Origin of the sequence: Bradyrhizobium sp., assembly GCF_036735945.1 — a bacterium.
GTDB lineage: Bacteria > Pseudomonadota > Alphaproteobacteria > Rhizobiales > Xanthobacteraceae > Bradyrhizobium.
On the sequence record NZ_DAINNI010000048.1, the window covers coordinates 10,321 to 35,318 of the forward strand.

Consider the following 24,998-nt stretch of genomic DNA (forward strand, 5'->3'; position numbering starts at 1 on the left):
CGTGGTGAGCGAGAAGGTGCCGGTCGACAAGGCCGTCGACGAACTGATCGCCCGCCTCAAGCAGGTCGCTGGTTAGACGTTAACGATGCCGGCCGCCGCTGTAGTATGCTATCCGTCGTCCCTGCGAACGCAGGGACCCATACGCTGCGGCGGCCGTTTTGAACGATGCTGGTAAACGGCTTTGCGTAACAAAAACCGCCTGTGGTTATGGGTCCCTGCGTTCGCAGGGACGACGGCGTAGCCGCGGCCGGCATCTCGCTTCAAGAGAAAATCCATGGCAATCACGATTTCGGGCGATCACGCGATCCCAGGCCCGCCCCTGTCGGCCCGGCTGACGCCGCCGCAGGTCTGGGGCATCCTGCTGCTCGCACCCTATCTGCTCGTGTTCCTGGCCTTCGTGGTCTATCCGGTCGGCTATGGCCTGTGGCTGGCGCGGCATCCGGCGAGCTATATCGCGCTCTGGCACGACCCGATCTTCGCGCGCGCCGCGGTCAACACGCTGATCTTCCTCTTGGTCGGCATCAACGTCAAAATGGCGATCGCGCTGTTCCTGTCCGGCTTCTTCGCCCAGCAGCGCACCTGGATCAAATGGCTGTCGGTGCTGTTCATCCTGCCCTGGGCGGTGCCGTCGATCCCGACCATCCTGTCCGTGCGCTTCATGTTCAATCCGGAATGGGGCGTGGTCAACCAGCTGATCTTCAAGTTCACCGGCGAGGACGGCCCGAACTGGCTGAACGATCCGGCGGTGGCGCTTACCATGGCGATCGGCGTGCACATCTGGAAATCGCTGCCGTTCTGGACGCTGATCCTGCTGACCGGGCGGCTTGCGATCTCGCACGATCTCTATGAGGCGGCGGAAGTCGACGGCGCCAGTTGGTCGCAGAAGTTCCGCTTCATCACCTGGCCGTCGATGCAGACGCTCTACATCACCTGCACACTGCTTTCGATGATCTGGACGCTCGGCGATTTCAACAGCGTCTACCTGCTCACCGGCGGCGGCCCCGCCGACCTCACCCACGTGCTGGCTACCCTCGGCATCCGCTATCTCAGGCTCGACCAGCTTTCGCTCGCGATGGCGTCGATCGTCTGCGCGCTGCCCTTCGTGCTGCCGCTGGTCTATTTCATGATGAAACGGTTGTCGCGATGAAGCTGCCCTCACTGAGAGAAATCGGCACCGAGGCCAAGCTGCTTCTGATCGGCATTCCCGTGCTGATCTGGACGCTGGTGCCGATCTACCACATGTTCCTGTTCGCGATCTCGCCGAAGGAGGACGCGTTCTCGGGCAGACTGTGGCCGGCGCATCCGACGCTGAACAATTTCAAGATCGTGTTCTTCCAGGAGCACTATTTCCTGCGCGATTTCTGGATCCAGTTCCTCAATTCGGTGGTGATCGCGCTGAGCGCCGGCGCGCTGACGCTGGTGATCGCGACCGCCGCCGCCTTCTCGATCTCGCGGCTGCGCGTCCCCGGCGGGCGCTGGGTGATGAATCTCGCGCTGTTCACCTATTTCATCCCCGCGGCGTTCCTCGCCGTTCCGATGTACCGCACCATGGGCACTTACGGCCTTCTCAACAATCACTGGTCGCTGATCCTCGCGATGGTGACGATCGCTTCGCCTTACGCGATCTGGGTGTTGAAGCAGGCCTCCGACAAGCTGCCGGTCGAACTCGACGAAGCCGCCACCATGGACGGCGCCACGACGCTGCAGTTGTTCCGCCTGGTCTACGTGCCCCTGATGATGCCCTCGCTGGTCGCGATCGGCACCTACGCGATCCTGCTCGCCTGGAACGAATACCTCTACGCGTTCCTCTTGCTCTCCAAGGACACCGAGATCACGCTTCCCGTCGCGCTCGGCAACTTCCTGGCCGCGGACGACTCGCCGTGGGAGCTGTTGATGACCACCGGCTTCATCTACGCCCTGCCGCCGGCCGCGATCTACTACGCGTTCAAGCGGTATATGGTGGGCGGGCTGACGGCGGGCGCGGTGAAATCTTGAGGCCGTCATTGCGAGGAGCGCAAGCGACGAAGCAATCCATCTCTCGGCAGTGGCGCAATGGATTGCTTCGCTTCGCTCGCAATGACGGAGGCTACAGCGGCGCGGCGCTCTTGGCTTCCGAACTCGACAGTTTCGAGGCGAGCGAGGCGATCACGATCACCACCGCGATCAGCGCGATCACCATGGTGGAGATCGCGTTGATCTCGGGCTTCACGCCGAGCCGCACTTCGGAATAGATCCGGATCGGCAGCGTCGCCGAGCCGGGGCCGGTGGTGAAGCTTGCGATCACGACGTCGTCGAGCGAGAGCGTGAACGCCAGCATCCAGCCGGCAATGATCGCGGGAACGATCAAGGGCAGCGTCACGCGAAGAAAGGCCTGAACCGGATCGCAGCCGAGATCCATCGCGGCTTCCTCGAGGCTGCGGTCGAGCGAGGCGAGGCGCGACTGCACCACGACGGTGACGAAGCACATGGTCAGCGTGGTGTGGGCGATCGTCACCGTCCAGAAGCCGCGCTCGGCATTCAGCGCCACAAACAACAAGAGCAGCGACAGCCCCGAGATCACCTCCGGCATCACCAGCGGCGCATAGAGCATTCCGGAAAACAGCGCCCGTCCGCGGAAGCGTTCGCCGCGCACCAGTGCAACGGCTGCGAGCGTTCCGAGCAGCGTTGCTGAAGTGGCCGAGAGCGCGGCAACCCGCAGGCTCATCCAGGCCGCGTCGAGCATCGCGCGGTCGTTGAAGAATTCACGGTACCAGCGCAGCGACCAGCCGCCCCACACCGTGACCAGCCGCGAATCGTTGAAGGAAAAGATCACGAGGATCACGATCGGCAGGTACAGAAACGCCATCCCGAACGCGAGCGCGGTGATGTTGAAGCGCGACAGCCTGTTGACCTTGCTCGCCATCACGCGCCTCCCGCGAGCGTGCGGCGCTGCAGGCGGTCGTAGAGCAACAGCGGCGGCACCAGCAAAACCAGCAGCGCGACCGCAGCCGCGGCGGCGACCGGCCAGTCCTTGTTGGTGAAGAATTCGAGCCACAATGTCTGGCCGATCATCATCGAGTCGGAGCCCGCCAGCAGGTCGGGGATGACGAACTCGCCGACGATCGGAATGAAGCAGAGTAGCGCACCGGCGCCGACGCCCGGCAAGGACAGTGGAAACGTCACCAGCCAGAACGCCTGTCGCGGCGAAGCGCCGAGATCGCTCGCGGCTTCCAGCAGCGAAGCGTCCATTTTCGACAGCGTCGCATAGAGCGGCAGGATCATGAACGGCAGGTAGGAATAGACGATGCCGATATACATCGCGGTATCGGTCGAGAGCCACACCACCGGCGCCGAAACCAGATGCAGCGCCAGCAGCACCTGATTGAGCAGACCGTCATGCTGCAGGATATTCACCCAGGCGTAGATGCGGATCAGGAACGAAGTCCAGAACGGCACGATGACAAGCATCATCGCAATCGGCTGCCAGCGCTGCGGCAGCCGCGCCATGCCATAGGCGATGGGATAGCCGATCAGCAGCAGGATCAATGTCGAGCTAACAGCGACGACGACGCTGCGCAGATAGGAGCTGATGTAGAGACTGTCCGATATCAGCAGCCTGAAATTGTCGAGCGAGAGCTGGGCGAAAGCTTGCCTGATCGCCGTCCAGCCTTCGGCGATGTCGAACACCGGCACATAGGGCGGCTGCGCGATCGCGGTCTGCGACAGACTGATCTTCAGCACGAAGCCGAACGGCACCAGGAAGAACAGCACCATCCAGAGATAGGGCGCGATCGCGGCATAGCGCGCCGGCCGCGCGAAGATGCGGCGCGCGCTCATCGTTCCAGCACCACGCCATCGTCGGGCGCGAACCACGCCACCACGCGCTGGCCGGCGGACAGGGTCTCGATATCGAGCCGCGCGGTATTGGCCGCCGAGGCGCGCAGCACTGCGCCGGAATCCAACCTGACCTTGTAGACGGTCGAGCCGCCGAGATATCCGACGTCGGTGACGACGCCTTCGAGCCGGTTGGGCGCCTGCGCGTTGGCCGCGTCCGGCGCCGGGCCGCGGCGCGACAGTCTTATCTTTTCGGGGCGGATCGCGACCGTCACGGCGGCTTTGGCAACGCCCTGGCGCGGCGCCGCGACCATGATGGCATCGCTATCCCGGGTCGTAACCATCAGGCGATGATGTTCCTGCATGATGATGTCGCCGTCGAACAGGTTGACGTCGCCGACGAACTCGGCGACCCAGCGCGAGACGGGCGCCTCGTAGAGATCGCGCGGGGTCGCGACCTGTTCGAGCCGGCCGGCATTCATGACGCCGATCCGGTTCGCCATCGTCATCGCCTCTTCCTGGTCGTGGGTGACGACGATGAAGGTCATGCCGAGGCTGCGCTGCAGTTCCATCAGTTCCTGCTGCGTGCTCTCGCGCAGCTTCTTGTCGAGCGCGGCCAGCGGCTCATCGAGCAGCAGGACCTTGGGCCGCCGCGCCAGCGAGCGCGCCAGCGCCACGCGCTGCCGCTGGCCGCCGGAAAGCTGGTCCGGCTTGCGCTTCTCCATGCCTTCGAGCTTGACCAGCGCCACCATCTCACTGATGCGGGTATCGATCGCGGCGCGCGCCATGCCGGCGCGCTTCAGGCCGAACGCGATGTTGTCCCGCACCGTCAGATGCGGAAACAGCGCGTAGTTCTGGAACATCATGTTGACGGGACGCTGATGCGGCAGCACCGGAGCGATGTCGCGGCCGGCGAGCAGGATGCGGCCCTCGTCGGGCGTCTCGAAGCCGGCAAGCATCCTGAGCAGCGTGGTCTTGCCGCAGCCGCTCGGGCCGAGCAGCGCGAAGAACTCGCCCGCCCTGATATCGAGCGAGAGCCGGTCCACCGCGCGGAAACCGCCGAAATGCTTGGAAACCGCCTCGATCCGCAGCAGCGGCGTGTCGGAAGCCGCATCGGCAGTTGCGGCCGGCGTCGCCGGCGCTGCCTTGTGGATCTTCGGCGTATCGATATTGGACAATTCCCCGGTCATGCCACCTGCCAGTCGCGTCGTGGCGCGCACGCTAGCGGCGGATCGGCATCCGCTCAACCGGCCCGAAACGGGCAGCCACAATATTCTGGATGCAAGCCTCGTCTCTGGTAAGGTTCAGGGCTCACGAAAGGCCGGCCGTCGCGCGTGACACCGGGGATCGGGAGGGAATTGATGATCGTTCGGAAACTGCTGGCCGCGGCGGCGATTTCCTCCCTGCTTGCCAGCCCGGCCGCCGCTCAGGAAACCGTGGTGACCTACAAGTCGCTGAGCCTTGAACTGGCGCTCGACCTTGCACGCGCGACGCTGGCGGATTGCAGAAATCGCGGCTTTCAGGTTTCGGTCGCCGTCGTCGATCGCTTCGGCGTCACGCAAGTCCTGCTGCGCGACCGCTTCGCGGGCCCACATACGGTAACGACCGCCGCAGGCAAGGCATGGACCGCGGCCAGCTTTCGTACCAGCACGACCGAACTCAATGCCATCAGCCAGCCCGGGATGATGCAGGCCGGAATCCGGAACCTGCCCGGCGCCGTCATCGTCGGCGGCGGACTGACGGTCGAAGCGGCGGGCTCGCTGCTGGGCGCCGTCGGGGTCTCCGGCGCTCCCGGCGGCGATATGGACGAAGCCTGCGCCAAGACAGGCATCGACGCCGTGCGCGACCGGCTTGACTTCTAGAAGCCCGGCAGGCTCATCGCCTTCCAATGACAAATAGGACCGAAATCATCCTTCGCGGCTGACGCGGTCGTAGAGCTTCACCGCGTTGTCCCAATTGATGGCTTCCATGAAAGCGTCCACATAGGCACCCGCCTTGGCGCCGTAATCCATGTGATAGGCATGCTCGTACATGTCGAGCGCGATTACAGGCCTGCCGCCGGCGATGGCGTTGGTATGATCCGCGGCCCACTGATTGACCAGCCGCCTGTCGCGGGGCGAATACGATAACAGTACCCAGCCGGAGCCGCCCCCCTCCGCCTTGCCTATCGCGGAAAACTCGGCACGCCAGCGGTCGACGCTGCCGAAATCACGCGCGATCGCTTCCGCCAGCGAGCCGTGCGCCGCCCCGCCGCCGCCCAGACTGTCGAAATAGGCTTCGTGCAGGATCATTGAATTCATCGCGACCAGTTCTTCGCGTTTGAGGCCGTTGATCAGGAAGTTCGGCGCCTTTGCAAAGTCCAGTTCGGCAAGTTGCGTCGCGATGGCATTCAAACGCTTCACGGCGCCCACATAGTTGTTCTCGTAATGGCTGACGAGGATCTTCTCGGAGATACCCTTCACCGATTTCGGGTCAAGCGAGAATGGTTTGATCTCATAAGCCGTCGGCTTTGCTCCCGGTTTCGTCGCGGTCTGCGCATCTGCGGATTGCTGGTGAAGCGTCGATGCCGCGGCGATCCCCGCGATCAGGCCGACGCTTTTGACAAAGTCTCGACGTTCCATATTTTCTGTCATTGTACGCTCTCCGGATTTTCCCTGCCCCGAAACTCGTCGCATGCGGCGCGCAACCACTCACGCCTCGCGTGCTCTGACTCGAACCAAATCTTGATGTGACGACAGTCTCCGAGTTCGGCGGCGCTTCAATGCGCACCGCCGACGACATCGTCGTCGCGACACCACGAAAATTGATGTCAAATGAACCGGGATTGGCGGCTGACACGCTGCGTCCTTGGCGAATACTCAAAACCGGACGCGATTCTTCGGCATGTCGCCTCGTGGGGAGATCGCTTCCCCATGGCGCAAGTACACGAGACGGAGGCCCTGTTTGTCAACTCAGCCTTCATAACGATTGCGAGACCATTCCGACCGGCGGCGACGCGCTCGGCCGCTGCTTCATTCCCGCCCTGACGTAGCCATGAACGCCGCCAGTGCCTCGCGATCCCTCACCTCCATGGTCAGGCCAAGCTTGGAGCGCCGCCATAGAATATCGTCCGGAAAGCGCGCCCATTCCTTGTTCATGAGGTAGCGCACTTCGGCGCCCGTCAATTCCGGTCCGAAGGCCGGGCCGAGGTCGCTGCGCTCTTTGGCCGCGCCGAGGATCTCGCTGACCCTCGTGCCATAGGCGGCGACCAGGCGCCTTGCCTGCTCGGCGCCGAGAAACCGCCAGCGCTCCCGTGCCTCCTCGACCTCGCTGTCGAAATCGCTCCAGGCAAAATCGCCGCCGGGCAGCGCTGCCGTCGCGGTCCAGCGCGGCGACATCGGATAGAACAGCGTCAGCTTCGTCACCGCCTGCTCGGCGCGCCGCCGCGCGGTGGTGACGTCGCCGCCGAACACCGTGAGCAGCGGCGCCTTGTCGCGCCCGTGGTCGAGCGTCACCGCGCCGTCGCGCCTCAGGGGAGGAATCTGCACCATGTTGGCGCCGGAAAGCGTGCGCACCACGTCGACGGTCTCGATCCGCTCGCGGAAATATCGATTCGCCGCATCGCAGAGATAGGCGACGTCGCCCGCCGCCATCGCAACCACGGCAGGATCGCCCCTGAAGGCATGGGTCGCGGTGCCGATCAGGGTGAAGTCGCGCTCGTAGGGGCTGGCGAAGATCAGTCGGCCGTCGCTGTTCTGGAACACGTAGATGTTGTCGCCGTCGAACAGGCGGCGGACGACGATCTGGCCCATCTGCACGGCGGCCACCTTCGGCGGCGTCACGCGCAACACCGTCTCGGCGACGGAAGACGACCAGGCGCCGGTCGCGTTGGCGATCGCCCTTGCCGTGATGACCTGGCGAAAGCCGCGATCGATCGACACCAGCCGCCACTCCCTGCCCCGTTCGGCCCGGGTGCAGCGGGCGCCGGTGCGGATCACCGCGCCGCGCGCCGCGGCATCGACGGCGGTGAGGACCACGAGGCGCGAATCGTCGACCACGCAGTCGGAATATTCGAAGGCGATGCCGAACGGCCGCTTCAGCGCATTTCCGAGCGGATGATGGGTAACGTCGACGGTGGCGGAAGCCGGCAGGCCGCTGCCCGATGCGAGCCGGTCGTAGAGCAGCAGCCAGGAACGCAGTTGCCATTCCGGACGCTCCTCCGCATGGGCGGGGATGGCAAAGCGCATCGGCCGCACCAGATGCGGCGCGATCCTGAGCCAGACGTCGCGCTCGGCAAGCTGCGAGCGCACGCGCAGGAAATGCCGGCGCTCTAACCCGGCCAGATCGCCATGGATCAGCCGGGGCGAGGCCGAGGAAGCGCCGGCGCCGAGATCGCCCTGCTCCAGCAGGATGACGCGCAGGCCGCGTCCAACGGCGTCGCGCGCGATGCTGACGCCGTTCAACCCGCCGCCAATGATCGCGAGATCGTAGTCCGCCATACGCAAGGGGTGACTTGCAGAGAATCGGAACTCACTACATCAGGTCATGATGGCTAAAAATGGATGTCGTCGACGAAGTCAGGCGCTGGCGAGCTTGCGTTCGGTGTCGATACCGCTGGCAGCGCTGCGGCCGACCAGCGCGGCGTAATGCCCGATCGGCTGGGGCTTGCCGAGGAAATAGCCCTGCACCGCATCGCAGCCTTCGTCCGCGAGGAAACCAAGCTGTTCCTGGGTTTCCACACCTTCGGCAACGATCGACATTTCGAGACCGTGGCCGAGATCGATCACGGCGCGGACGATCGCGGCCGACTGCGGATTGCGGCCGAGGTTCATGACGAAGGTGCGGTCGATCTTGATCTTGTCGAACGGGAATGCCTGCAGGTAGCTCAGCGAGGAGTAGCCGGAACCGAAATCGTCCATCGAGATCCGCACGCCGAGCGCCTTCAGCCGTCTCAACAAAGCGAGACCGCGGTCGAAATCCTCGATCAGCACGCCTTCGGTGATTTCGAGTTCGAGCCGGTCGGGTGCAAGACCGGTTTCGAGCAGGATCGAGTGCACCAGGCTGACGACGTCGCCGTGCATGAACTGCGCCGGCGACAGGTTGACGGCGACCTGCAGCGGCACCGGCCAGGAGGCAGCCTCCCGGCAGGCCTCGCGCAGGATCCAGTCGCCCATTTCGACGATCAGGCCGCTTTCCTCGGCAAGCGGGATGAATTCGCCCGGCGAAACGAAGCCGCGCACCGGATGCATCCAGCGGGCCAGTGCCTCGAAGCCGATGACCTTGCTGGTGACGACCGTCGGCCCCGCCGCGGCCTGCGGCTGATAGTGCAACGACAATTCGCCGTTCCGGATCGCCATCGAGAGGTCCTGGTGCAGCACGCGGCGATCGCGGATCTGCTGGTCCATCTCCGGTTCGAAAACGCTGATCGAGCCGCGCGACTTCTGCTTGGCGCGGAACAGCGCTGCGCCGGAATTGGCGAGCAGGGAAGCGGCGTCCGGGCCGTTGTGCGGAAACACCGAAATGCCGGTCGTGACCCCGGTCCGCACCGACTTGCCGTCGATCAAGAACTCGTCCGACATGGTTTGTGCGAGCTTCTCGGCGAGCGCCCTGCCTGCCTCGGGCTGCTTGCCGTCGATGATCAGGCCGAACTCGTCGCCGGAAAGGCGGGCCACCACGCCGCCGCTGGCGCAGGACTGGATGCGGCCGGCAACCTCGATCAGCAGCTTGTCGCCGGTGGCATGGCCGAACACGTCGTTGATTTCCTTCAGCCCGTCGAGGTCGACGCACAGCACCGCGAATTCCTCGTCGGTCCCGGCGCAGGCCTCGATCATCTGCGCCAGCGCCTGCAGGAAGGCGGTCCGGTTCGGCAGATCGGTCAGGCCGTCGTGATAAGCCATGTGCGCCATCCGGGATTCGGTCTGGCGGCGGTCGGTGACGTCCTCGTGGGTCTTGATCAGGTATTGCGGCTCGCCGGCTTCGTCGAGCACGGTCATGCGGCGGGTCAGGAACAGCCGCAGGCCGTCCTTGGTCGAGATCGGGTGCTCTTCGGTGAGCAGGCTGCGTTTCTTGATCGCGGCCTCGTCGCGCGCGATGATCAGTTTGGCTTCGCGCGGATTGAAGATATCGGCGGCGGTGAGGCCCGTGGCATCCTCGCGGCGGCGGTTGAGGATGGTCTCGGCGCTGCGGTTGGCGAGCAGATACCGCCCGTCGCTGACGCGCTCCACGATCAGCGACACCGGGATGTTGTCGACCACCAGTTCGAGGAACTTCTTGGTGTTTTCCAGTTCGCGCGACAGCGACCGGCGTTCGGTAACGTCGTCGAACAGGTTGATCAGGAACTCCGGCTCGTTGTTCTCGTTGCGCGCGACCACGCGGTTGGAGGAGATAATGCGCTTTTCGTCGCCGCGTTCGACGAAATATTCACTGCGGTTATGGCCTTCCGGCGCATTCAGCGCCGCCTGGTCCGCCGCCTCGATGCTCGCAGCGGTCTCGGGCCGGAATATCTCGTCGGCCCGTCTGCCGACGATGTGATCGCGGGAGAAGCGCGAGAAGCGCTCGAACGCGCGGTTGACGAAGATATAGCGGCCGTCCTCGATGTTCTTGGCGGCGACGCAGACCGGCACATTGTCGAGGACCGATTCCAGAAACTTGGTCGTCGATGCGAGCTTGCGCGAAAGCTGGCGCTGCTCGGTGCAGTCCTCGTGCGTTCCGATGGTGCCGCCATTGGGCAGCCGGAACATCTTGGTCAGCACCGAGCGTCCGTCCGGCAGTTCGATGACGATGCCTTCCGCGCGGCGTGCCAGCTTGCTGAATTCCTGGACGGTGAGATTGAGCAGCCCGCGCGCGCGGCGCAGTTCGAGCAGCTCGTGGCCGGTCATCTTGCTCGAAATCTCGGCGCGGCTAAGCCCGTACATTTCGAGAAAGCGGTCGTTGTAGAAGACGACGCGACCTTGCGCGTTGGTCATCATCACGCCCTGGTTCAGCGTGTTGAGCGCGGAGCTGATGAACGCGCTGCGCTGCGCCTGGGCGCTCTTCGCGCCGCGCATGGCCGCCAAAATCCAGATGCCGATCGCAACCAGGAAGGACAGCGCGGCGATGCCGCCGAGCAGCAGCTCCCAGACCAGGTTGGGATCGAATTCGCCGATATAACTCGCCGGGGCAAAGCCCGCGGAAGGCGCGGCCGCGCACGCGAATCTACAACCTAAAATAGTGGCGAGCGCGCAGACAAGGGCCTGCGCCGGAATGGAATTCTTCCGTCCTGCCTGCCGGTTGCTGTCAGCCATTACCCACCCGAGGTTTGCCGGCGGAGTGTCTGGCTTGACGGGTTTGGATCGGGTAAACGACTACCCGCACATTTCTAAAATGCGGCCCAAATTACGGCAATTGCCCTGACATGATTAATGCTTCACTAATGGGACCACGGGTGCGGCGTATTTCGAGCCAAACCAAAGGGTTGGCCGGCGACTGCGCCGAAGGAAACGACCGTCGCCGCGCGCCAAAAGCGCCGATTGCCGCTGCAGAATTTCGAGCCTGAGACTGACATGGAAAAGGTTGATTGCGTCGTCGTCGGAGCAGGAGTGATCGGGCTTGCGATCGCACGGCGCCTGGCCCAGGCGGGCCGCGAAGTCATCGTGATCGAGGCGGCCGAAGGGATCGGCACGGTCACCTCCTCGCGCAACAGCGAGGTGATCCATGCCGGCATCTATTACCGCGCCGGCAGCCTGATGGCGCAGATGTGCGTCAGCGGCAAGCACGCGCTCTACCGTTACTGCCGCGAGCACGGCATTCCGCATCGCAATTGCGGCAAGCTGATCGTGGCGACCACCCCGAGCGAAACCGAAAAGCTGCAATCGATACGGGCGCATGCCGAGGCCAATGGCGTCGACGACATGCAACTCCTGACCGGCGAGGCGGCGCGGGCGCTGGAGCCGGCGCTGAACTGCGATGCCGCCCTGCTCTCGCCCTCCACCGGCATTATCAACAGCCACGCCTATATGCTCGCGCTGCGGGGCGATGCGGAGGAAGCCGGCGCGGCCTATGCCTTCCATACGCCGCTGCTGCATGCGCGCGCGAGCGGCGGGCGGATCGAAATCGAAACTGGCGGTACGACGCCGATGACGCTCGCCTGCAACCTCCTCGTCAACGCAGCGGGCCTTAACGCGCCTGCGGTGGCGCGCGGCATCGACGGCATGCCGGTCGCGATGATCCCCTGCGCTTATCTCGCCAAGGGCAATTACTTCAGCTGCAGCGCGCGGGCGCCGTTTTCACGCCTGATCTATCCGGTGCCGGAGCCCGGCGGGCTCGGCGTCCATTTGACGCTCGACATGGCCGGGCAGGCCCGCTTCGGGCCCGATGTCGAATGGATCGAGAGCATCGACTACGCGGTGGATCCGGCGCGCGCCGAACGCTTCTATCCGGCGATCCGGCGTTATTGGCCGACGCTGCCGGACGGCGCGCTGATGCCGAGCTATTCGGGAATCCGACCGAAGATCGTGCCGCCCGCCGTTGCCACGCAGGATTTTCTGATCCAAGGCCCCGCCGATCACGGCGTCGCCGGACTGATCAATCTGTTCGGTATTGAATCGCCGGGACTGACGTCATCGCTCGCAATCGCCGATCATGTCGGCGCGCTGGTCGCATTGTAGCGAAGGCGCAGATACCACCGACAGGCGGATGAGCGCATCGACGCCCATCCAGCCGTGTGGAATTTTCGATACTCTGCGGGACTGTTTAGTGGATGGTTTCGTCGGCGGTATGCCTCAACCGCTCGATCTGATCCTTGACCATCAACTTGCGGCGCTTCAACTCGACGATTTGCAGGTCGTCTGTGGATAGGTGCAAGAGCGCTTCGTGCAACTCGTTCTCGAGAATCTTGTGTTTACGTTCAAGTTCAACAAGATGCGCCTGTAGTGCCATTCGAAATCTCCTCGGTGGTTGAACCTCAGATTCGATCCGGACAAGAGAGTGTACACCAGTCGAAAAATCTGTCGATGGGTATCCAAAAATTGGATCTCTCATATTTTCGGATTATCTGTAACCAATCGTGAGTATGGAACCGGACCAGCTTGCGGAGCAGCTTCACAGCGACGATATTCATCGTCAGCAAAAGTAAAATCGGCTCACAACCTCTTCGCGATTTCAGCTAACGTACACCATGACCGACGATGATGAGCGCGAGCTTGAGAACGAGCTCGCTCGCCTGCAGCAGGAGCATCGCGATCTCGATGCAGCGATCGACGCGCTGCATCAGTCGCCTGCGCCGGATCTGCTGCGGCTGCAGCGATTGAAGAAGCGCAAGCTGCAATTGCGCGACCGCATTGCCTTCATCGAAGACCAGATCACGCCCGACATCATCGCCTGATCTTCGTCCTGATTTTGGTCAACGGATTGACCGAAAACGCGCCGGCGCTTTGCCGCACATTTTCCCCGACATTCACACGGGTGATGCTCCCGCCCAGGGCCTGCCAAAAAACAGGTTCGCCGACGGCAATGCAGGCTTGACTTCAATAGAACAAAAAGAGAACATACACTCTTGCCAGCCTCGGGAGTAACGCCATGTCCGCCACGTCGCCCCTCTCCGATAACAGCCGCTACGAGCAGGCCTGCGATCAGGCGATCGCGATGTGCGACGGCAATCTGCGTTCGACGATCAAGGCGCTGATCATGGCGAACGAGTATCTCGAAATCGAGCTGGAGGAATTGCAGGCGGCGATCGACGCCGGCTGCGTGCCGGCGCGACGCTCCCATGCGGAGAGCAACGCGGCCTGATCGATCGAACCGGAGCAAGACAATGGCCGATGTCACCTACTACGTCGCAATGCCATTCCTGCAGGACGATAGCGGCGCGCCGGTGGCGGGTGCCGCGGAAGAATGTCAGAGCCCGACGACGGCATTGCGGCGCGCCGAGATGATGTCGCGAATGGCCGGCAGCATCGGCGCGATTGCCTTCAGCCGTAGCGGCGATCCCATGATGGGCGAATTCAGCGATGCGAAGCTGCTGCGAAAATTCGGCAATGTGCCTGATGATCTCAGCGAGTTGTAACGTATCGCGCTACTGGATGCGACGCGATTTCACTTCTCGTGACGGCGTAGCGCCTTGCGCACATACATGGCGCTGTCGGCCGCTTCAAGCGCGCGGCCCGCTTCGGAATGGCTGTCGAGAACAGCGACGCCTGCGGAGGCGCCCGCCGTGATGGTGCGGCCATCGAACACGAAGCTGAGGCGATCGATCGCTTCTTCCAGCGCGGCGGCCTTCGCCTTGGCATCGGTCTCGCTGAGATTCCAGAGCAGCAGCGCAAACTCGTCGCCGCCGAGACGGCCAACCATGTCGGAGGCGCGCACATGCGCCGTCAACGCTTCCACGATGGCCTTGAGCACCTGATCGCCGGCAGCGTGGCCGAAGGAATCGTTGATCGGCTTCAGGCGATCGACGTCGAGCACGACCAGGGCGCCGGAGACGCGATAGCGTTTCATATAGGCGATCGCGCGATTGAGCTCTCGCTCGAAGCCGCGCCGGTTCGCAATGCCCAGCAGATAGTCGGTATCGGCGGAGGCCTGGAGTTCCTCGATCTGCGCCTGGGTCCGGGCCAGTTCGGCCTTGAGCCGGCGAATCGTTGCCCTGGTGCCGTTGGATGCCGCCGGCGGCCGGGCCCCCTGGCCGGACACCCGCCGTGGCGCGATTTTTCGCCCGGAGGCCGCGCTTTTGGGGCGTTTTCCACCCCTGGAGCCGGTCGCCCTGGTCCTTTTCTTCATGGCCTTCCCTGTGCAGGCTCGCTTTCAAGGCTTGCCGGGATTCACCAAGACAGGATAGTCCATTCCTGATCCCTTGCCACGCCTTGGATGAGCCCCGGGCCGACCCTATAATCGGCCTATGTTTCTGGATTCCCGCACAGAATTGACGAGATGACCGCACCTATCGCCATCATCATGGGCAGCCAGTCCGACTGGGAGACCATGCGCCACGCCGCCGAGACGCTGAAAGCACTCGGGATCGATTGCGAAAAACGCATCGTCTCGGCCCACCGGACCCCTGACCGGCTGTTCGCGTTCGCCAGGGGCGCCAAGGCGGCGGGCTTCAAGGTCATCATCGCCGGCGCCGGTGGCGCAGCGCATCTGCCGGGCATGGCGGCGGCGCTGACGGAACTGCCGGTGTTCGGCGTTCCCGTCGAATCCAAGGCGTTGTCGGGGATCGATTCGCTCCACTCGATCGTGCAGATGCCGGCCGGCGTTCCCGTCGGCACGCTGGCGATCGGCAAGGCCGGCGCCATCAACGCCGCATTGCTTGCGGCAAGCGTGCTCGCGCTGAATGACACAGCGCTCGCCGGCCGGCTCGCCGCCTGGCGCAAGCAGCAGACCGATGCGGTCAAGGAGCGGCCGGAGGAATCGGCGTGACGGCTTCAAGCAGAGTGAAGCTGAAGCCGGGCGACACCATCGGAATTCTCGGCGGCGGACAGTTGGGCCGCATGCTGGCCATGGCGGCGGCGCGTCTCGGCCTCAAATGCGCGGTGTTTTCGCCGGACCCCGACTCGCCCGCCTTCGACGTGGTGCTGAACGCGACCTGCGCCGAATATGCCGACGTCGAGGCGCTCGAACTGTTCGCCAACGACGTCGACGTCATCACCTATGAATTCGAGAACGTACCGGCCGCGACCGCCATGGTGCTCGCCGCGCGCCGCCCGGTATTGCCGACGCAGAAGATCCTCGAGACCACGCAGGACCGGCTGATCGAGAAGGACTTCGTCAAGCGTCTCAGCATCGGCACCGCCGACTATGCCGACGTGTCGTCGGTGGAAAGCCTGCAAAGCGCCATTGCCCGCATCGGCCTTCCCGCCGTCATCAAGACCCGCCGCTTCGGCTATGACGGCAAGGGCCAGGCGATCATTCGCGAGGGTGACGATCCCGCCCGCATCTGGGAAGAGCTCGGCACCAAATCCGCGATCCTCGAAGCGTTCGTCCCGTTCGAGCGCGAGATCTCCGTGATCGCCGCGCGCTCGGCCGACGGTCAGGTCGAATGCTACGACGTCACCGAGAACGAGCACCGCGATCACATCCTGAAATTTTCCCGCGTACCGGCTTCGATATCGGATGCGTTGGCGGACGATGCGCGCGCCATCGCCGAGAAGATCGCGAACGCGCTCGACTATGTCGGCGTGCTCGCGGTCGAATTGTTCGTGGTCGCCGAAAATGGCGGGCCGAAGGTGCTGGTCAACGAGATCGCGCCGAGGGTGCATAATTCCGGGCACTGGACGCTGGACGGCGCCTCGATCTCGCAGTTCGAGCAGCACATCCGCGCGATTGCCGGCTGGCCGCTCGGCAAGCCGGTTCGTCACGGCAAGGTCACCATGACCAACCTGATCGGCGACGATATTCTCGACTACGAGCGCTGGCTGAGCATTCCCGGCGCGACGGTTCACCTCTACGGCAAGGGCGCGCCGCGGCCGGGACGCAAGATGGGCCATGTCACCGAAGTGGCGCCGGCGAGCAAGAAATAGTGCTTGGCCCGTGTGCCCGCAGGGCGCGATCGCAGGTCAGGCCCTCCTGACGCCTTCCACGATGCCGGCCGGCTCATCGCTGAGCCAGCGATAGATCACGCCGCCGAGCGCGCCACCGATCAGCGGCGCAACCCAGAACATCCAGAGCTGCGCCAGCGCCCAGCCGCCGACGAACAGCGCCGGCCCGGTGCTCCGCGCCGGATTCACCGAGGTGTTGGTGACGGGAATGCTGACGAGATGAATCATCACCAATGTCAGCCCGATCGCCAGCGGTGCGAACCCCGCCGGCGCCTTGCCGTGGGTGGCGCCCATGATGATGAACAGAAACATCATGGTCATCACCACCTCGGTGATGAAGCCGGCCATCATGCTGTACTGGCCGGGCGAATGCGCATCATAGCCGTTGGAGGCAAAGCCCTTGGCCAGATCGAAGCCCGGCGCGCCGCTGGCGATCACATAGAGCAACGCCGCGGCAGCGATGGCGCCGACCACCTGCGCAATGACATAAGGCAGGATATCACCGGCTGGAAAACGTCCGCCGGCGGCGAGACCGACCGTAACGGCCGGATTGAGATGGCAGCCGGAAATATGGCCGATCGCATAGGCCATGGTCACGACGCTCAGGCCGAACGCCAGCGCCACCCCGAGCAGGCCGATACCGACCTGGGGAAAGCCGGCGGCGATGACCGCGCTCCCGCATCCCGCAAAAGTGAGCCAGAACGTGCCGATCGCCTCAGCGGCATATTTCTTGGTGTTCATAGGTGCCTCCCGCATGTTTGCGCTCCTAGATGCTAAAGAGGCCCCCGTGAAGAGCGCGTTATCTGGGCAGACCGGGGCCCTGGTGGTCGAATCACTGCAATTTTCATGGCTTTCCGGGGCCCGTAAATCGCCTTCTCAGGTGGACACCGGCGTATTTGTCTGCTACATGCCCGCGCTCAGGGTTAAGGGCCAGGCCTTTTGCCGGCCCTTTGCTTTACCAGAATTCCTATCCGATCAATTGAAAGAGGATGCCGCGTGCAGGTTCTCGTTCGCGATAACAATGTCGATCAAGCCCTCAAGGCGCTCAAGAAGAAGATGCAGCGCGAGGGCATTTTCCGCGAGATGAAGCTCCGCGGTCACTACGAAAAGCCGTCCGAGAAGAAGGCCCGTGAAAAGGCCGAGGCCGTGCGCCGCGCGCGCAAGCTGGCCCGCAAGAAGCTGCAGCGCGAAGGCCTGCTGCCGATGAAGCCGAAGCCGGTGTTCGGCGCTGGTCCCGGGGGCGATCGTGGTGGCGCCGGCGGCCGTGGTGGCCCGGGCGCAGGTCGCGGACCGCGCTGAGCGCGTCTTGAATAATCTCAATCGAAAACGCGGGCCTCGGGCCCGCGTTTTTGTTTTTGCGTGTCCGCGAATTCCGGTTGGGACACCTTGGTGCGTTGCTCTTGCGTCGTTTTCAAGAGCCGTCGCGATCGGCCTCGATCAGGAAGCTGTCGAACAGTAATCCTACGGCTATTTTGATCGATGCATTTTTCGTTCCGGCAGGTTACCAATTACCGCGTTGAACGCGAGAGTCTGCCGCTGCATGGCCATTACGGATTGCAATGCCCTTCGCTGCACCTCGCGCCTAACGGCCGTCCCCGTCACGCTGGTCGCGTTCGCCCTCACCATTCCTCTCGGCGGTTGCTCATTCGATCTGGGATCATGGGGACCGGACAAGGACAGGCCGCAGGCTATCGACCAGAAGCCGACCGGCACGATCAGCGGGCAAAACGTCAGCGACGCCCAGGGCTATGCGGCGCGCGGCCAGGCCCTCGCCAAATCCGGCAAGACCGAAGAAGCACTTGCGGAGTTCGACCGCGCGCTCGCGCTCGATCCCTACAACGTGCCGGCGCTGTACGGCCGGGGCCTGCTCTATCAGGCCGAAAAGCAGCATGAGCAGGCGATCGCGGATTTCACCGCAGCCAACGGCCTGATGCCGCAACGGGTCGAGCCGCTCGTGGCGCGCGCCACCAGCTATCTCGCCGTCGACAAGGCAAAGGAAGCCGCCTCCGATCTCGACGAAGCCGTACAGGCCGATCCGAACAGCGCGCAAGCCTGGACGGCGCGCGGCGTCACCTACGAGCGGCTCGGTGACAAGGCCAAGGCATTCGCTTCCTACAGCAGGGCGCTGGCGCTGCGCCCCAGGGATGAAGCTGCGCGAAGCGGGTTGGCGCGCACTGGCGGCTAATTCGGCTTTTCCGGATTTGATATCTCTCAGCAGTCTCGCTTGACATGCTCTTGCGCGCGCAACGAAAAGACGCCCCCGGGTCACGTCCGAGGGCATGCTTCGCTCAACGGGGCAAAAATTACCTTGGGATCACCGAGTGGAAGATCGACTTGGCGGTCGACAGCGCGTCCTCGGCGGCAGCGGAGGCGCGTTCACGCACGGAAGACTCGCCCATTTCGGCTCGCAGATCGAGCGGGCGCGAAATCGGGATATCGGCGGGCGGGACCGGGCGGTTCGGGTCACTGGCCTCGGCATAAGGCGGCCGCGCTTGTGATGGGGCATGACCAAAGGGTTCGCCCGCCGGAGAACCCGAGACCATGATCGGCGGAGGAAGCGGACGAATCACGGGCGCAGGCGTGGCGGCAGGCGCGTTGGCAACCGCGGGTGCATGCGCAACCTTCGGCGCCTCGGGAGCGCGGGCCGGTTCGGCAACGCGTGGAGAGGTTTCGCCATTGGCGCGCAGGCGCTCGATCGCCGCACGCGCCAGATCGTTGGCGTCGCGGCGTTCCGCCGGTGCGGCCGAAGTCTCGACCGGGGCAGGCGGAGCCGTCGGGGCAGCCGTCACGACCGGAACTGTCGGAGAATTAGTTGTCGGAGCCTCCACGGCCTGGATCGGCGACGGCAGGATGACGCGGATTTTTTCCTTCTCGCGCGGCGCCGCGGCATGCCGGCGCTCGGAATCGGCAGGGCTCTCGGCTGATTTCACATCGGACTTGCTGGCATCGGATTTGGCCTCAGTCTTCTCATCGGCCTTCTGGACCTTTTGGGTCGCCGTCTTGTCCATGACGGCCTTCTCGGAGATTCCCCGTGCCTTGACGCCGGCCGTCGGAAGATTGCTGGCCGTGGTCTCGTCAGACTTGCCATCGACCTTGCCTTCAGCGGGCTTGATTTCAGTGGGCTTGGCTTCAGCTTTGCCGTCTGTCTTGGGGGTGGCGGCTGATACCGCCGCGGCCGTAGGAGCGTCCGCCGGCTTGGCCACAATGTAATGGTTCACGATGTACGCCCCGATGACGGTCGCAGCCACCGAGGGGAAGATGTCCACCGCGAATTTCTTGAGGTAATTCAACATTAAGACCACTCCCCGCGGCCCATTAAATGCCGGAACTTTGAGGCACATTGAGGGATCAACTGCGACGGATCGGTGGCAAATCAGCAGTTCCTGTGCAGACCGGATCGCCCCCCTCGCGCTAACCCGCGATCAAGGCTTCAGCTCGACCTCCAGAAACACGATCTCGCTGGCCGTCTCGTTGAGCACGTCGTGCTGGACGCCGGCCTTCCGGAAATAGGACTTCCCGGTCGCAAGCTGCGCCTTGGTGCGCTCGCCGCTCGGCGCCACGATGGTCATCTCGCCTGACGTCACCGGCACGATCACGTAGTCCATCTCGTGGGTATGGTGCCCGGTGGCGCTGCCCGGCGCCAGCCGCCATTCGGTGACCCGGACCTCGGGGGTGTCGACCTGGACGTCGGACTTCGCGGCAAGCATGGGTTCACTCCTCTGGGATCACGGCACGAATACCATGAACAGCAACGCCCGGCGATCGCCTCGGCGTGGTGCAGGGCTGCGAATACGGTGCCGGACAGGTAGCCATCACCTCTTCGCAAGGTTGATGAAATTTCGCACGATTTCAATCGCGCCGAAATTGTCCAGATCGTTGTGTCCACCGCGGGCAATGCGGACAAAACGCTTCGGCTCGTTGGCCAGTGCAAACAGCCGTTCCCCGAAGGCGACCGGAATGGCCGGGTCGAGCGCGCCGTGCATGACGAGCAGCGGAACCCTGATCCGGGCGATCTGCCCGTCGGAGTGGAATGGATCACGTATCAACAGCCGCACCGGCGCGAACCAGAACGCTGACGCGGCGACGTCGGAGATCGAGGTATAGGGGGCTTCCAGAACGAGCTTGCCGACCGGCTGGGCGGCCGTCAGTGCGACCGCGACGCCGGTGCCGAGGGAGAACCCCCATGTAACGATCATGTCCGTGCGATAGCGCGCTGCGGTGAAGGCATACGCCGCCGCCGCATCCTGCAGCAGTCCCTGCTCGCTCGGGCTTCCGCTCGAGCCGGCGTAGCCGCGATAGGAAACCGCGACGATACCGATCCCGTCGGCGATCAGACCGCGAAAGCGGCCGAAGAACCCGGCGAGATAATCGCCGTTGCCGTGGAAATAGAGCACGACCGGGCGCCCCGGCTTCGCCGGCATGTGCCAGGCGATGATCTTCTCGCCGTCGGCCGTGGTCAGGACATGTTCTTCAGCTTCGGGAAAGCCTACAGCCTGCGGCGGCGTGCGCGTGCTGGTCGGAGCCGGAAACAACACCGCCCGCTGCGCGAGGAACAGCACGACCAGGCCCAGGACATAACCGGCTGAGACGATCAACAGCAGCCATTTCAGCGCGGTCATGAATTTCCTGCAGGCGCGTTACATCCCCTTGACGATGTTCTCGGTGACCTTCTTGGCATCACCAAGGAGCATCATGGTGTTGTCACGATAGAACAGTGGATTGTCGATGCCGGCATAGCCCGAGGCCAGCGAGCGCTTGATGAACATCACCGTGCCGGCCTTCCAGACCTGCAACACCGGCATGCCGTAGATCGGCGAGGTCTTGTCTTCCTCGGCGGCCGGGTTGGTGACGTCATTGGCGCCGATGACGAAGGCGATGTCGGCCTGCGCGAACTCGGAGTTGATGTCCTCGAGTTCGAACACCTCGTCATATGGCACGTTGGCTTCCGCCAGCAGCACGTTCATGTGCCCCGGCATGCGTCCCGCGACGGGGTGGATCGCATACTTCACCTCGACGCCTTCCTTCTTCAGGAGATCGCCCATTTCGCGCAGCGCGTGCTGGGCCTGCGCCACCGCCATGCCGTAGCCGGGGACGATGATGACCTTGGAGGCGTTCTTCATGATGAAGGCGGCATCGTCGGCGGAACCGAGCTTGGCCGGCTTCTGCTCGCCGGAGCCGCCACCGGCCGCCGCGGTCTCGCCGCCGAAACCGCCGAGAATGACCGAGATGAACGAGCGGTTCATCGCGTGGCACATGATGTAGGACAGGATCGCGCCGGAGGAGCCGACCAGCGCGCCGGTGATGATCAGCGCGGAATTGCCCAGCGTGAAGCCGATGCCGGCGGCGGCCCAGCCGGAATAGGAGTTCAGCATCGAGATCACGACCGGCATGTCGGCGCCGCCGATCGGGATGATCATGAGCACGCCGAGCACCAGCGCGATGATGGTGATCAGCCAGAAATCGAGCGCGCTCCCCGAGCGCACCAGGCCGAAGATGAAGAACACCAGCGCCAGCGCCAGCACGATGTTGATGATGTGGCGGCCGGGCAGGATGATCGGCGCACCGCTCATGCGCGCGGAAAGCTTCAGGAACGCGATCACCGAGCCGGTGAAGGTCAGCGCGCCGATGGCGACGCCGAGCGACATCTCGACCAGGCTCGAGGCGTGGATGGCCCCGGGCTTGCCAATGTCGAAGGCCTCGGGCGCGTAGAACGCGCCGGCGGCGACCAGCACCGCGGCCATGCCAACCAGCGAATGGAAGGCCGCGACCAGTTCCGGCATCGAGGTCATCGGCACGCGCCGCGCGATGACAGCGCCGATCGCGCCGCCAATGCCGATGCCGAGAATGACGAGCAACCAAGCGACGCCATCCGCCGGAGGATGACTGGCGAGCGTGGTGGCGACCGCGATCGCCATGCCGATCATGCCGAACAGATTGCCCTGTCGGGACGATGCCGGGCTCGACAGCCCGCGCAGCGACAGGATGAACAGCACACCCGCCACGAGATATAGAACCGCTGCCAGATTGGCGTTCATCTCAGGTCCCCATTATGTCTTCGTCACCACGAGGTGCACGCCGAAATTTACTTGGCCTTCTTCTTGTACATCGCCAGCATCCGCTGGGTGACAAGGAAGCCACCGAAGATATTGATGCAGGCGAAGATCAGCGCGATGAAGCCGAAGCCGCGCGCCCAGCCCGAGCCGCTGGAGATCATGCCGACGCCGACCGCGAGCAGCGCACCGACCACGATCACCGAGGAGATCGCATTGGTCACCGACATCAGCGGCGTGTGCAGCGCAGGGGTCACCGACCAGACCACGAAATAGCCGACGAAGACCGCGAGGACGAAGATCGACAGCCGGAATACGAAGGGATCGACGGCTTGAGCGACATGCTCCATGGCTTCTCTCCTTTAGGCTTTCGGCTGGAAGTTCGGATGGATGACGGCGCCGTCTTTCGTCAGAGCGGTCGCCTTCACGAGTTCATCGTCCCAATTGACGGCGAGCGCCTTGTTCGCCTTGTCGACCAGCGTTTCGATGAAGGAAAACAGGTTGCGCGCGTAGAGGCTCGAGGCCGACTGCGCGACGCGGCCGGCGACGTTGGTGTAGCCGACGATCTTGATGCCATCGACATCGACGACTTCGCCAGCCTTCGCGCCGTCGACATTGCCGCCGCGCTCGACCGCAAGGTCGACCAGCACCGAACCCGGTTTCATCGACTTGACCATCTCGGCGCTGACAAGCTTCGGCGCCGGACGGCCCGGGATCAGCGCGGTGGTGATCACGATGTCCTGCTTCTTGACATGCTCGGCGGTGAGCGCGGCCTGCTTGGCCTGATACTCTTTCGACATTTCCTTGGCGTAGCCGCCGGCGGTCTGCGCGTTCCTGAACTCCTCGTCCTCGACAGCGAGGAATTTGGCGCCGAGCGATTCGACCTGCTCCTTGGTCGCCGGGCGCACGTCGGTCGCAGTGACGACGGCCCCGAGCCGCCGCGCGGTCGCGATCGCCTGCAGGCCGGCAACGCCGACGCCCATCACGAACACCTTCGCCGCCGGAACCGTGCCGGCCGCGGTCATCATCATCGGGAAGGCGCGGCCGAAGGATTCGGCCGCCTCGATCACCGCGCGGTAGCCGGCGAGGTTGGCCTGCGAGGACAGCACGTCCATGACCTGCGCGCGGGTGATGCGCGGCATCAGTTCCATCGCGAACGCCGAGACGCCGGCATCCGCGATCGTCTTCAGCGCCGCTTCGTTGCCGTAGGGGTCCATGATCGCGATCACCAGCGCGCCGCGCTTGTAGTTGGCGAGTTCGCTGGCCTCGGGACGCTTCACCTTGATGACGATGTCGGCGTCCTTGAGCGCGTCCGCACTGACGGTGGCGCCGACCGCGGCGAATTCGGAATCCGGCAGGCCCGACTTGATGCCCGCACCGGGCTCGATCGCGACTTCGGCGCCGAGCGCCTTGAACTTCTTCACGGTATCCGGGGAAGCGGCAACGCGCGGTTCGGACGGATCGATTTCCTTGGCAATCGCAATCTTCATGGAGCCTCCCCCGGCGCGGCGGGCGCGCGCGCAAGCAAACTAGCGTCTTTTGCGCTTAGTTGGATACCGGTTTCGTGACCGGCATGCGTGCAAATTTTCTGGCCGCCGCCGTTGGCGGCGCAGCCAGCGATGCGTCAAGTCAGGAAATAGCCCATCAGGGCGACGATGAGCACAACCGCGGCCGTGCCGTATTTCACGAGCATGATGAACCCTTCATAGGTCTGCTCGTGGGCAATGTAGTCGTTGCCGTCGGCGGTCGTGTAGGCCACTTCGCTATGGTCTGCCATCGGTATCCCCAGTGAAAATCCGCGTTTCCCGCGTGCAATTACCGCAAAGCGTTTGGGAGGGCAACGGCCCGTTGCCTATCGGGTCATTCGGAAGGCCAATTATCCCGGATCCACCGCGTCAGGCTTTGCTCGCTGACCTCGCCCGCGGCGAGAGCAAGGATGATAGCCGTGGCGTGCGCCGGCTCGGGCGCAAAGCGAATTTCGTTGACGCGCAAGAAAACCATCATCGCGTGGAACGCGATGCGCTTGTTGCCGTCCACGAAAGCATGGTTACGGGCGAGACCGAACGCGTAGGCGGCAGCAAGTGCCGCCATATCGGTCTGCCCGTAATTCCATTGGTTGACCGGCCGTAGTACCGCCGACTCAAGAAGGCCACGATCGCGAATGCCTTCCGGTCCGCCGAATAGCGCCAGTTGCTCGGCTTGCATGTCGATGACCTCATCGACATCGAGCCAGATCGGCTCATTCATTTTGCAAGCGCGGCGAACGTATCGCGATATTCGTGCATGACCTGGCGGGCTATCTCCATGGTTCGCGCGTGCTTCGGGTTGAAAGGCGATAGCCGCAGGCTGCCATCCGGCTGTTCGACCGGATAGAACTTGTCGCCTTCCTTGAGATTGAGCCGGGCAAGAAGCTCTTTCGGCAGGATCACGCCGACCGAATTACCGATCTTCCGGATTTGAAGGGCGTTGTCCTCCAGCTTGTATTCGCGAGAGGCCTCTTCCATTCCGCGAGGGGTTTTGTTCATGGCACCAGCTCCATTATACAAAATGTATAACACAACGTGGCGCCCTGTTCAACAAATGTTTTACGTCGGTGTCGGTAGCACACGATATGTCCGGTTTAGGTAGCACACGATCTGTCCGGTAT

General features: G+C 63.8%; 29 protein-coding genes. 11 read left to right on the plus strand and 18 right to left on the minus strand.

Features of this window, described 5'->3' with window-relative positions:
• Positions 1 to 274 precede the first annotated feature (274 nt).
• Together V7E26_RS16845 and V7E26_RS16850 are read left to right on the plus strand one after the other, a co-directional pair.
• Complete coding sequence (locus tag V7E26_RS16845; RefSeq protein WP_324417996.1) at positions 275 to 1,147, plus strand: carbohydrate ABC transporter permease; 873 nt, start codon at positions 275 to 277, stop codon at positions 1,145 to 1,147.
• Complete coding sequence (locus tag V7E26_RS16850) at positions 1,144 to 1,995, plus strand: carbohydrate ABC transporter permease (protein WP_324417997.1); 852 nt, start codon at positions 1,144 to 1,146, stop codon at positions 1,993 to 1,995. The genes V7E26_RS16845 and V7E26_RS16850 overlap by 4 nt, the downstream gene beginning before the upstream one ends.
• Positions 1,996 to 2,086: 91 nt before the next feature.
• Here the strand turns inward: V7E26_RS16850 and V7E26_RS16855 are convergent, their stop codons facing one another.
• The 3 genes from V7E26_RS16855 to V7E26_RS16865 are packed head-to-tail and all read right to left on the minus strand — an operon-like array spanning position 2,087 to position 5,003.
• Complete coding sequence (locus V7E26_RS16855) at positions 2,087 to 2,902, minus strand: ABC transporter permease (RefSeq protein ID WP_324417999.1); 816 nt, start codon at positions 2,900 to 2,902, stop codon at positions 2,087 to 2,089.
• Complete coding sequence (locus V7E26_RS16860) at positions 2,902 to 3,816, minus strand: ABC transporter permease (protein ID WP_324418000.1); 915 nt, start codon at positions 3,814 to 3,816, stop codon at positions 2,902 to 2,904. The genes V7E26_RS16855 and V7E26_RS16860 overlap by 1 nt, the downstream gene beginning before the upstream one ends.
• On the minus strand, positions 3,813 to 5,003 hold the full coding sequence (locus tag V7E26_RS16865; protein WP_324418002.1) for an ABC transporter ATP-binding protein: 1,191 nt from the start codon (positions 5,001 to 5,003) through the stop codon (positions 3,813 to 3,815). Before V7E26_RS16865 ends, V7E26_RS16860 begins: the two co-directional genes overlap by 4 nt.
• Before the next feature lie 171 nt (positions 5,004 to 5,174).
• Between V7E26_RS16865 and V7E26_RS16870 the strand changes: the two genes are divergently transcribed.
• A complete protein-coding gene (locus V7E26_RS16870; protein WP_324418004.1) occupies positions 5,175 to 5,675 on the plus strand; it encodes a GlcG/HbpS family heme-binding protein in 501 nt (166 codons plus the stop codon).
• A 45-nt stretch (positions 5,676 to 5,720) separates the two neighbouring features.
• Here V7E26_RS16870 and V7E26_RS16875 read toward each other — a convergent pair whose 3' ends face one another.
• The 3 genes from V7E26_RS16875 to V7E26_RS16885 all read right to left on the minus strand — a co-directional run bounded on the left by V7E26_RS16875 (position 5,721) and on the right by V7E26_RS16885 (position 11,075).
• Positions 5,721 to 6,446, minus strand: coding sequence for a superoxide dismutase (locus V7E26_RS16875; RefSeq protein WP_324418046.1), 726 nt, complete (start codon positions 6,444 to 6,446; stop codon positions 5,721 to 5,723).
• Positions 6,447 to 6,824: 378 nt separating this feature from the next.
• Positions 6,825 to 8,291, minus strand: coding sequence for a glycerol-3-phosphate dehydrogenase (locus V7E26_RS16880; protein WP_324418006.1), 1,467 nt, complete (start codon positions 8,289 to 8,291; stop codon positions 6,825 to 6,827).
• A 78-nt stretch (positions 8,292 to 8,369) separates the two neighbouring features.
• A complete protein-coding gene (locus V7E26_RS16885; protein WP_324418008.1) occupies positions 8,370 to 11,075 on the minus strand; it encodes a sensor domain-containing protein in 2,706 nt (901 codons plus the stop codon).
• A 258-nt stretch (positions 11,076 to 11,333) separates the two neighbouring features.
• Between V7E26_RS16885 and V7E26_RS16890 the strand changes: the two genes are divergently transcribed.
• Complete coding sequence (locus V7E26_RS16890) at positions 11,334 to 12,437, plus strand: NAD(P)/FAD-dependent oxidoreductase (protein ID WP_324418010.1); 1,104 nt, start codon at positions 11,334 to 11,336, stop codon at positions 12,435 to 12,437.
• 85 nt (positions 12,438 to 12,522) lie between these two features.
• Here the strand turns inward: V7E26_RS16890 and V7E26_RS16895 are convergent, their stop codons facing one another.
• On the minus strand, positions 12,523 to 12,708 hold the full coding sequence (locus V7E26_RS16895; RefSeq protein WP_324418012.1) for a YdcH family protein: 186 nt from the start codon (positions 12,706 to 12,708) through the stop codon (positions 12,523 to 12,525).
• 238 nt (positions 12,709 to 12,946) lie between these two features.
• Between V7E26_RS16895 and V7E26_RS16900 the strand changes: the two genes are divergently transcribed.
• The 3 genes from V7E26_RS16900 (at position 12,947) to V7E26_RS16910 (ending at position 13,834) form a co-directional block, all read left to right on the plus strand.
• Positions 12,947 to 13,153: a YdcH family protein gene (locus V7E26_RS16900; protein ID WP_057851906.1), complete on the plus strand. Its 207-nt coding sequence runs from the start codon at positions 12,947 to 12,949 to the stop codon at positions 13,151 to 13,153.
• A gap of 194 nt (positions 13,154 to 13,347) precedes the next feature.
• Positions 13,348 to 13,560: a hypothetical protein gene (locus V7E26_RS16905; RefSeq protein ID WP_324418018.1), complete on the plus strand. Its 213-nt coding sequence runs from the start codon at positions 13,348 to 13,350 to the stop codon at positions 13,558 to 13,560.
• 22 nt (positions 13,561 to 13,582) lie between these two features.
• Positions 13,583 to 13,834: a hypothetical protein gene (locus V7E26_RS16910; RefSeq protein ID WP_324418020.1), complete on the plus strand. Its 252-nt coding sequence runs from the start codon at positions 13,583 to 13,585 to the stop codon at positions 13,832 to 13,834.
• A gap of 29 nt (positions 13,835 to 13,863) precedes the next feature.
• Here V7E26_RS16910 and V7E26_RS16915 read toward each other — a convergent pair whose 3' ends face one another.
• Positions 13,864 to 14,544, minus strand: coding sequence for a GGDEF domain-containing protein (locus V7E26_RS16915; protein ID WP_324418022.1), 681 nt, complete (start codon positions 14,542 to 14,544; stop codon positions 13,864 to 13,866).
• A 150-nt stretch (positions 14,545 to 14,694) separates the two neighbouring features.
• On the opposite strand from V7E26_RS16915, the gene purE reads away from it, so the two are divergent.
• Both purE and V7E26_RS16925 read left to right on the plus strand, forming a co-directional pair.
• Positions 14,695 to 15,183, plus strand: coding sequence for a 5-(carboxyamino)imidazole ribonucleotide mutase (gene purE / locus V7E26_RS16920; protein ID WP_324418024.1), 489 nt, complete (start codon positions 14,695 to 14,697; stop codon positions 15,181 to 15,183).
• Positions 15,180 to 16,283, plus strand: a complete 1,104-nt coding sequence (locus tag V7E26_RS16925) for a 5-(carboxyamino)imidazole ribonucleotide synthase (RefSeq protein ID WP_324418026.1) — start codon at positions 15,180 to 15,182, stop codon at positions 16,281 to 16,283. The genes purE and V7E26_RS16925 overlap by 4 nt, the downstream gene beginning before the upstream one ends.
• A gap of 36 nt (positions 16,284 to 16,319) precedes the next feature.
• On the opposite strand, the gene aqpZ is transcribed toward V7E26_RS16925, so the two are convergent.
• On the minus strand, positions 16,320 to 17,042 hold the full coding sequence (aqpZ, locus tag V7E26_RS16930; protein WP_324418048.1) for an aquaporin Z: 723 nt from the start codon (positions 17,040 to 17,042) through the stop codon (positions 16,320 to 16,322).
• 255 nt (positions 17,043 to 17,297) lie between these two features.
• Between aqpZ and rpsU the strand changes: the two genes are divergently transcribed.
• Together rpsU and V7E26_RS16940 are read left to right on the plus strand one after the other, a co-directional pair.
• A complete protein-coding gene (gene rpsU / locus V7E26_RS16935; protein ID WP_324418028.1) occupies positions 17,298 to 17,600 on the plus strand; it encodes a 30S ribosomal protein S21 in 303 nt (100 codons plus the stop codon).
• A gap of 241 nt (positions 17,601 to 17,841) precedes the next feature.
• Entirely contained in the window at positions 17,842 to 18,486 is a 645-nt protein-coding gene (locus V7E26_RS16940; protein ID WP_324418030.1) for a tetratricopeptide repeat protein, read from the plus strand.
• Positions 18,487 to 18,604: 118 nt separating this feature from the next.
• Here V7E26_RS16940 and V7E26_RS16945 read toward each other — a convergent pair whose 3' ends face one another.
• The 9 genes from V7E26_RS16945 to V7E26_RS16985 form a co-directional block, all read right to left on the minus strand.
• Positions 18,605 to 19,567, minus strand: coding sequence for a hypothetical protein (locus tag V7E26_RS16945; RefSeq protein ID WP_324418032.1), 963 nt, complete (start codon positions 19,565 to 19,567; stop codon positions 18,605 to 18,607).
• Between the two features lie 156 nt (positions 19,568 to 19,723).
• On the minus strand, positions 19,724 to 20,008 hold the full coding sequence (locus V7E26_RS16950) for a cupin domain-containing protein (protein WP_324418034.1): 285 nt from the start codon (positions 20,006 to 20,008) through the stop codon (positions 19,724 to 19,726).
• Between the two features lie 105 nt (positions 20,009 to 20,113).
• Positions 20,114 to 20,920: an alpha/beta hydrolase gene (locus V7E26_RS16955; protein WP_324418036.1), complete on the minus strand. Its 807-nt coding sequence runs from the start codon at positions 20,918 to 20,920 to the stop codon at positions 20,114 to 20,116.
• Positions 20,921 to 20,938: 18 nt separating this feature from the next.
• On the minus strand, positions 20,939 to 22,336 hold the full coding sequence (locus tag V7E26_RS16960; protein WP_324418038.1) for an NAD(P)(+) transhydrogenase (Re/Si-specific) subunit beta: 1,398 nt from the start codon (positions 22,334 to 22,336) through the stop codon (positions 20,939 to 20,941).
• Positions 22,337 to 22,383: 47 nt separating this feature from the next.
• Positions 22,384 to 22,701: a proton-translocating transhydrogenase family protein gene (locus tag V7E26_RS16965; protein WP_324418039.1), complete on the minus strand. Its 318-nt coding sequence runs from the start codon at positions 22,699 to 22,701 to the stop codon at positions 22,384 to 22,386.
• A 12-nt stretch (positions 22,702 to 22,713) separates the two neighbouring features.
• Positions 22,714 to 23,841, minus strand: a complete 1,128-nt coding sequence (locus V7E26_RS16970; protein ID WP_324418041.1) for a Re/Si-specific NAD(P)(+) transhydrogenase subunit alpha — start codon at positions 23,839 to 23,841, stop codon at positions 22,714 to 22,716.
• Positions 23,842 to 23,975: 134 nt separating this feature from the next.
• On the minus strand, positions 23,976 to 24,128 hold the full coding sequence (locus V7E26_RS16975) for an aa3-type cytochrome c oxidase subunit IV (RefSeq protein ID WP_324418043.1): 153 nt from the start codon (positions 24,126 to 24,128) through the stop codon (positions 23,976 to 23,978).
• A gap of 83 nt (positions 24,129 to 24,211) precedes the next feature.
• A complete protein-coding gene (locus V7E26_RS16980; RefSeq protein WP_324418044.1) occupies positions 24,212 to 24,598 on the minus strand; it encodes a type II toxin-antitoxin system death-on-curing family toxin in 387 nt (128 codons plus the stop codon).
• Positions 24,595 to 24,855, minus strand: a complete 261-nt coding sequence (locus V7E26_RS16985) for an AbrB/MazE/SpoVT family DNA-binding domain-containing protein (protein WP_324418050.1) — start codon at positions 24,853 to 24,855, stop codon at positions 24,595 to 24,597. Before V7E26_RS16985 ends, V7E26_RS16980 begins: the two co-directional genes overlap by 4 nt.
• Between the last annotated feature and the right edge of the window lie 143 nt (positions 24,856 to 24,998).

What these genes read in the sequence shown, in the direction of transcription:
- V7E26_RS16845 (WP_324417996.1), top strand. Translation starts at nt 275, where the DNA reads ATGGCAATCACGATTTCGGGCGATCACGCGATCCCAGGCCCGCCCCTG.
- V7E26_RS16850 (WP_324417997.1), top strand. Translation starts at nt 1,144, where the DNA reads ATGAAGCTGCCCTCACTGAGAGAAATCGGCACCGAGGCCAAGCTGCTT.
- V7E26_RS16855 (WP_324417999.1), bottom strand. Translation starts at nt 2,902, where the DNA reads ATGGCGAGCAAGGTCAACAGGCTGTCGCGCTTCAACATCACCGCGCTC.
- V7E26_RS16860 (WP_324418000.1), bottom strand. Translation starts at nt 3,816, where the DNA reads ATGAGCGCGCGCCGCATCTTCGCGCGGCCGGCGCGCTATGCCGCGATC.
- V7E26_RS16865 (WP_324418002.1), bottom strand. Translation starts at nt 5,003, where the DNA reads ATGACCGGGGAATTGTCCAATATCGATACGCCGAAGATCCACAAGGCA.
- V7E26_RS16870 (WP_324418004.1), top strand. Translation starts at nt 5,175, where the DNA reads ATGATCGTTCGGAAACTGCTGGCCGCGGCGGCGATTTCCTCCCTGCTT.
- V7E26_RS16875 (WP_324418046.1), bottom strand. Translation starts at nt 6,446, where the DNA reads ATGACAGAAAATATGGAACGTCGAGACTTTGTCAAAAGCGTCGGCCTG.
- V7E26_RS16880 (WP_324418006.1), bottom strand. Translation starts at nt 8,291, where the DNA reads ATGGCGGACTACGATCTCGCGATCATTGGCGGCGGGTTGAACGGCGTC.
- V7E26_RS16885 (WP_324418008.1), bottom strand. Translation starts at nt 11,075, where the DNA reads ATGGCTGACAGCAACCGGCAGGCAGGACGGAAGAATTCCATTCCGGCG.
- V7E26_RS16890 (WP_324418010.1), top strand. Translation starts at nt 11,334, where the DNA reads ATGGAAAAGGTTGATTGCGTCGTCGTCGGAGCAGGAGTGATCGGGCTT.
- V7E26_RS16895 (WP_324418012.1), bottom strand. Translation starts at nt 12,708, where the DNA reads ATGGCACTACAGGCGCATCTTGTTGAACTTGAACGTAAACACAAGATT.
- V7E26_RS16900 (WP_057851906.1), top strand. Translation starts at nt 12,947, where the DNA reads ATGACCGACGATGATGAGCGCGAGCTTGAGAACGAGCTCGCTCGCCTG.
- V7E26_RS16905 (WP_324418018.1), top strand. Translation starts at nt 13,348, where the DNA reads ATGTCCGCCACGTCGCCCCTCTCCGATAACAGCCGCTACGAGCAGGCC.
- V7E26_RS16910 (WP_324418020.1), top strand. Translation starts at nt 13,583, where the DNA reads ATGGCCGATGTCACCTACTACGTCGCAATGCCATTCCTGCAGGACGAT.
- V7E26_RS16915 (WP_324418022.1), bottom strand. Translation starts at nt 14,544, where the DNA reads ATGAAGAAAAGGACCAGGGCGACCGGCTCCAGGGGTGGAAAACGCCCC.
- purE (WP_324418024.1), top strand. Translation starts at nt 14,695, where the DNA reads ATGACCGCACCTATCGCCATCATCATGGGCAGCCAGTCCGACTGGGAG.
- aqpZ (WP_324418048.1), bottom strand. Translation starts at nt 17,042, where the DNA reads ATGAACACCAAGAAATATGCCGCTGAGGCGATCGGCACGTTCTGGCTC.
- V7E26_RS16940 (WP_324418030.1), top strand. Translation starts at nt 17,842, where the DNA reads ATGGCCATTACGGATTGCAATGCCCTTCGCTGCACCTCGCGCCTAACG.
- V7E26_RS16950 (WP_324418034.1), bottom strand. Translation starts at nt 20,008, where the DNA reads ATGCTTGCCGCGAAGTCCGACGTCCAGGTCGACACCCCCGAGGTCCGG.
- V7E26_RS16955 (WP_324418036.1), bottom strand. Translation starts at nt 20,920, where the DNA reads ATGACCGCGCTGAAATGGCTGCTGTTGATCGTCTCAGCCGGTTATGTC.
- V7E26_RS16960 (WP_324418038.1), bottom strand. Translation starts at nt 22,336, where the DNA reads ATGAACGCCAATCTGGCAGCGGTTCTATATCTCGTGGCGGGTGTGCTG.
- V7E26_RS16965 (WP_324418039.1), bottom strand. Translation starts at nt 22,701, where the DNA reads ATGGAGCATGTCGCTCAAGCCGTCGATCCCTTCGTATTCCGGCTGTCG.
- V7E26_RS16970 (WP_324418041.1), bottom strand. Translation starts at nt 23,841, where the DNA reads ATGAAGATTGCGATTGCCAAGGAAATCGATCCGTCCGAACCGCGCGTT.
- V7E26_RS16975 (WP_324418043.1), bottom strand. Translation starts at nt 24,128, where the DNA reads ATGGCAGACCATAGCGAAGTGGCCTACACGACCGCCGACGGCAACGAC.
- V7E26_RS16980 (WP_324418044.1), bottom strand. Translation starts at nt 24,598, where the DNA reads ATGAATGAGCCGATCTGGCTCGATGTCGATGAGGTCATCGACATGCAA.
- V7E26_RS16985 (WP_324418050.1), bottom strand. Translation starts at nt 24,855, where the DNA reads ATGGAAGAGGCCTCTCGCGAATACAAGCTGGAGGACAACGCCCTTCAA.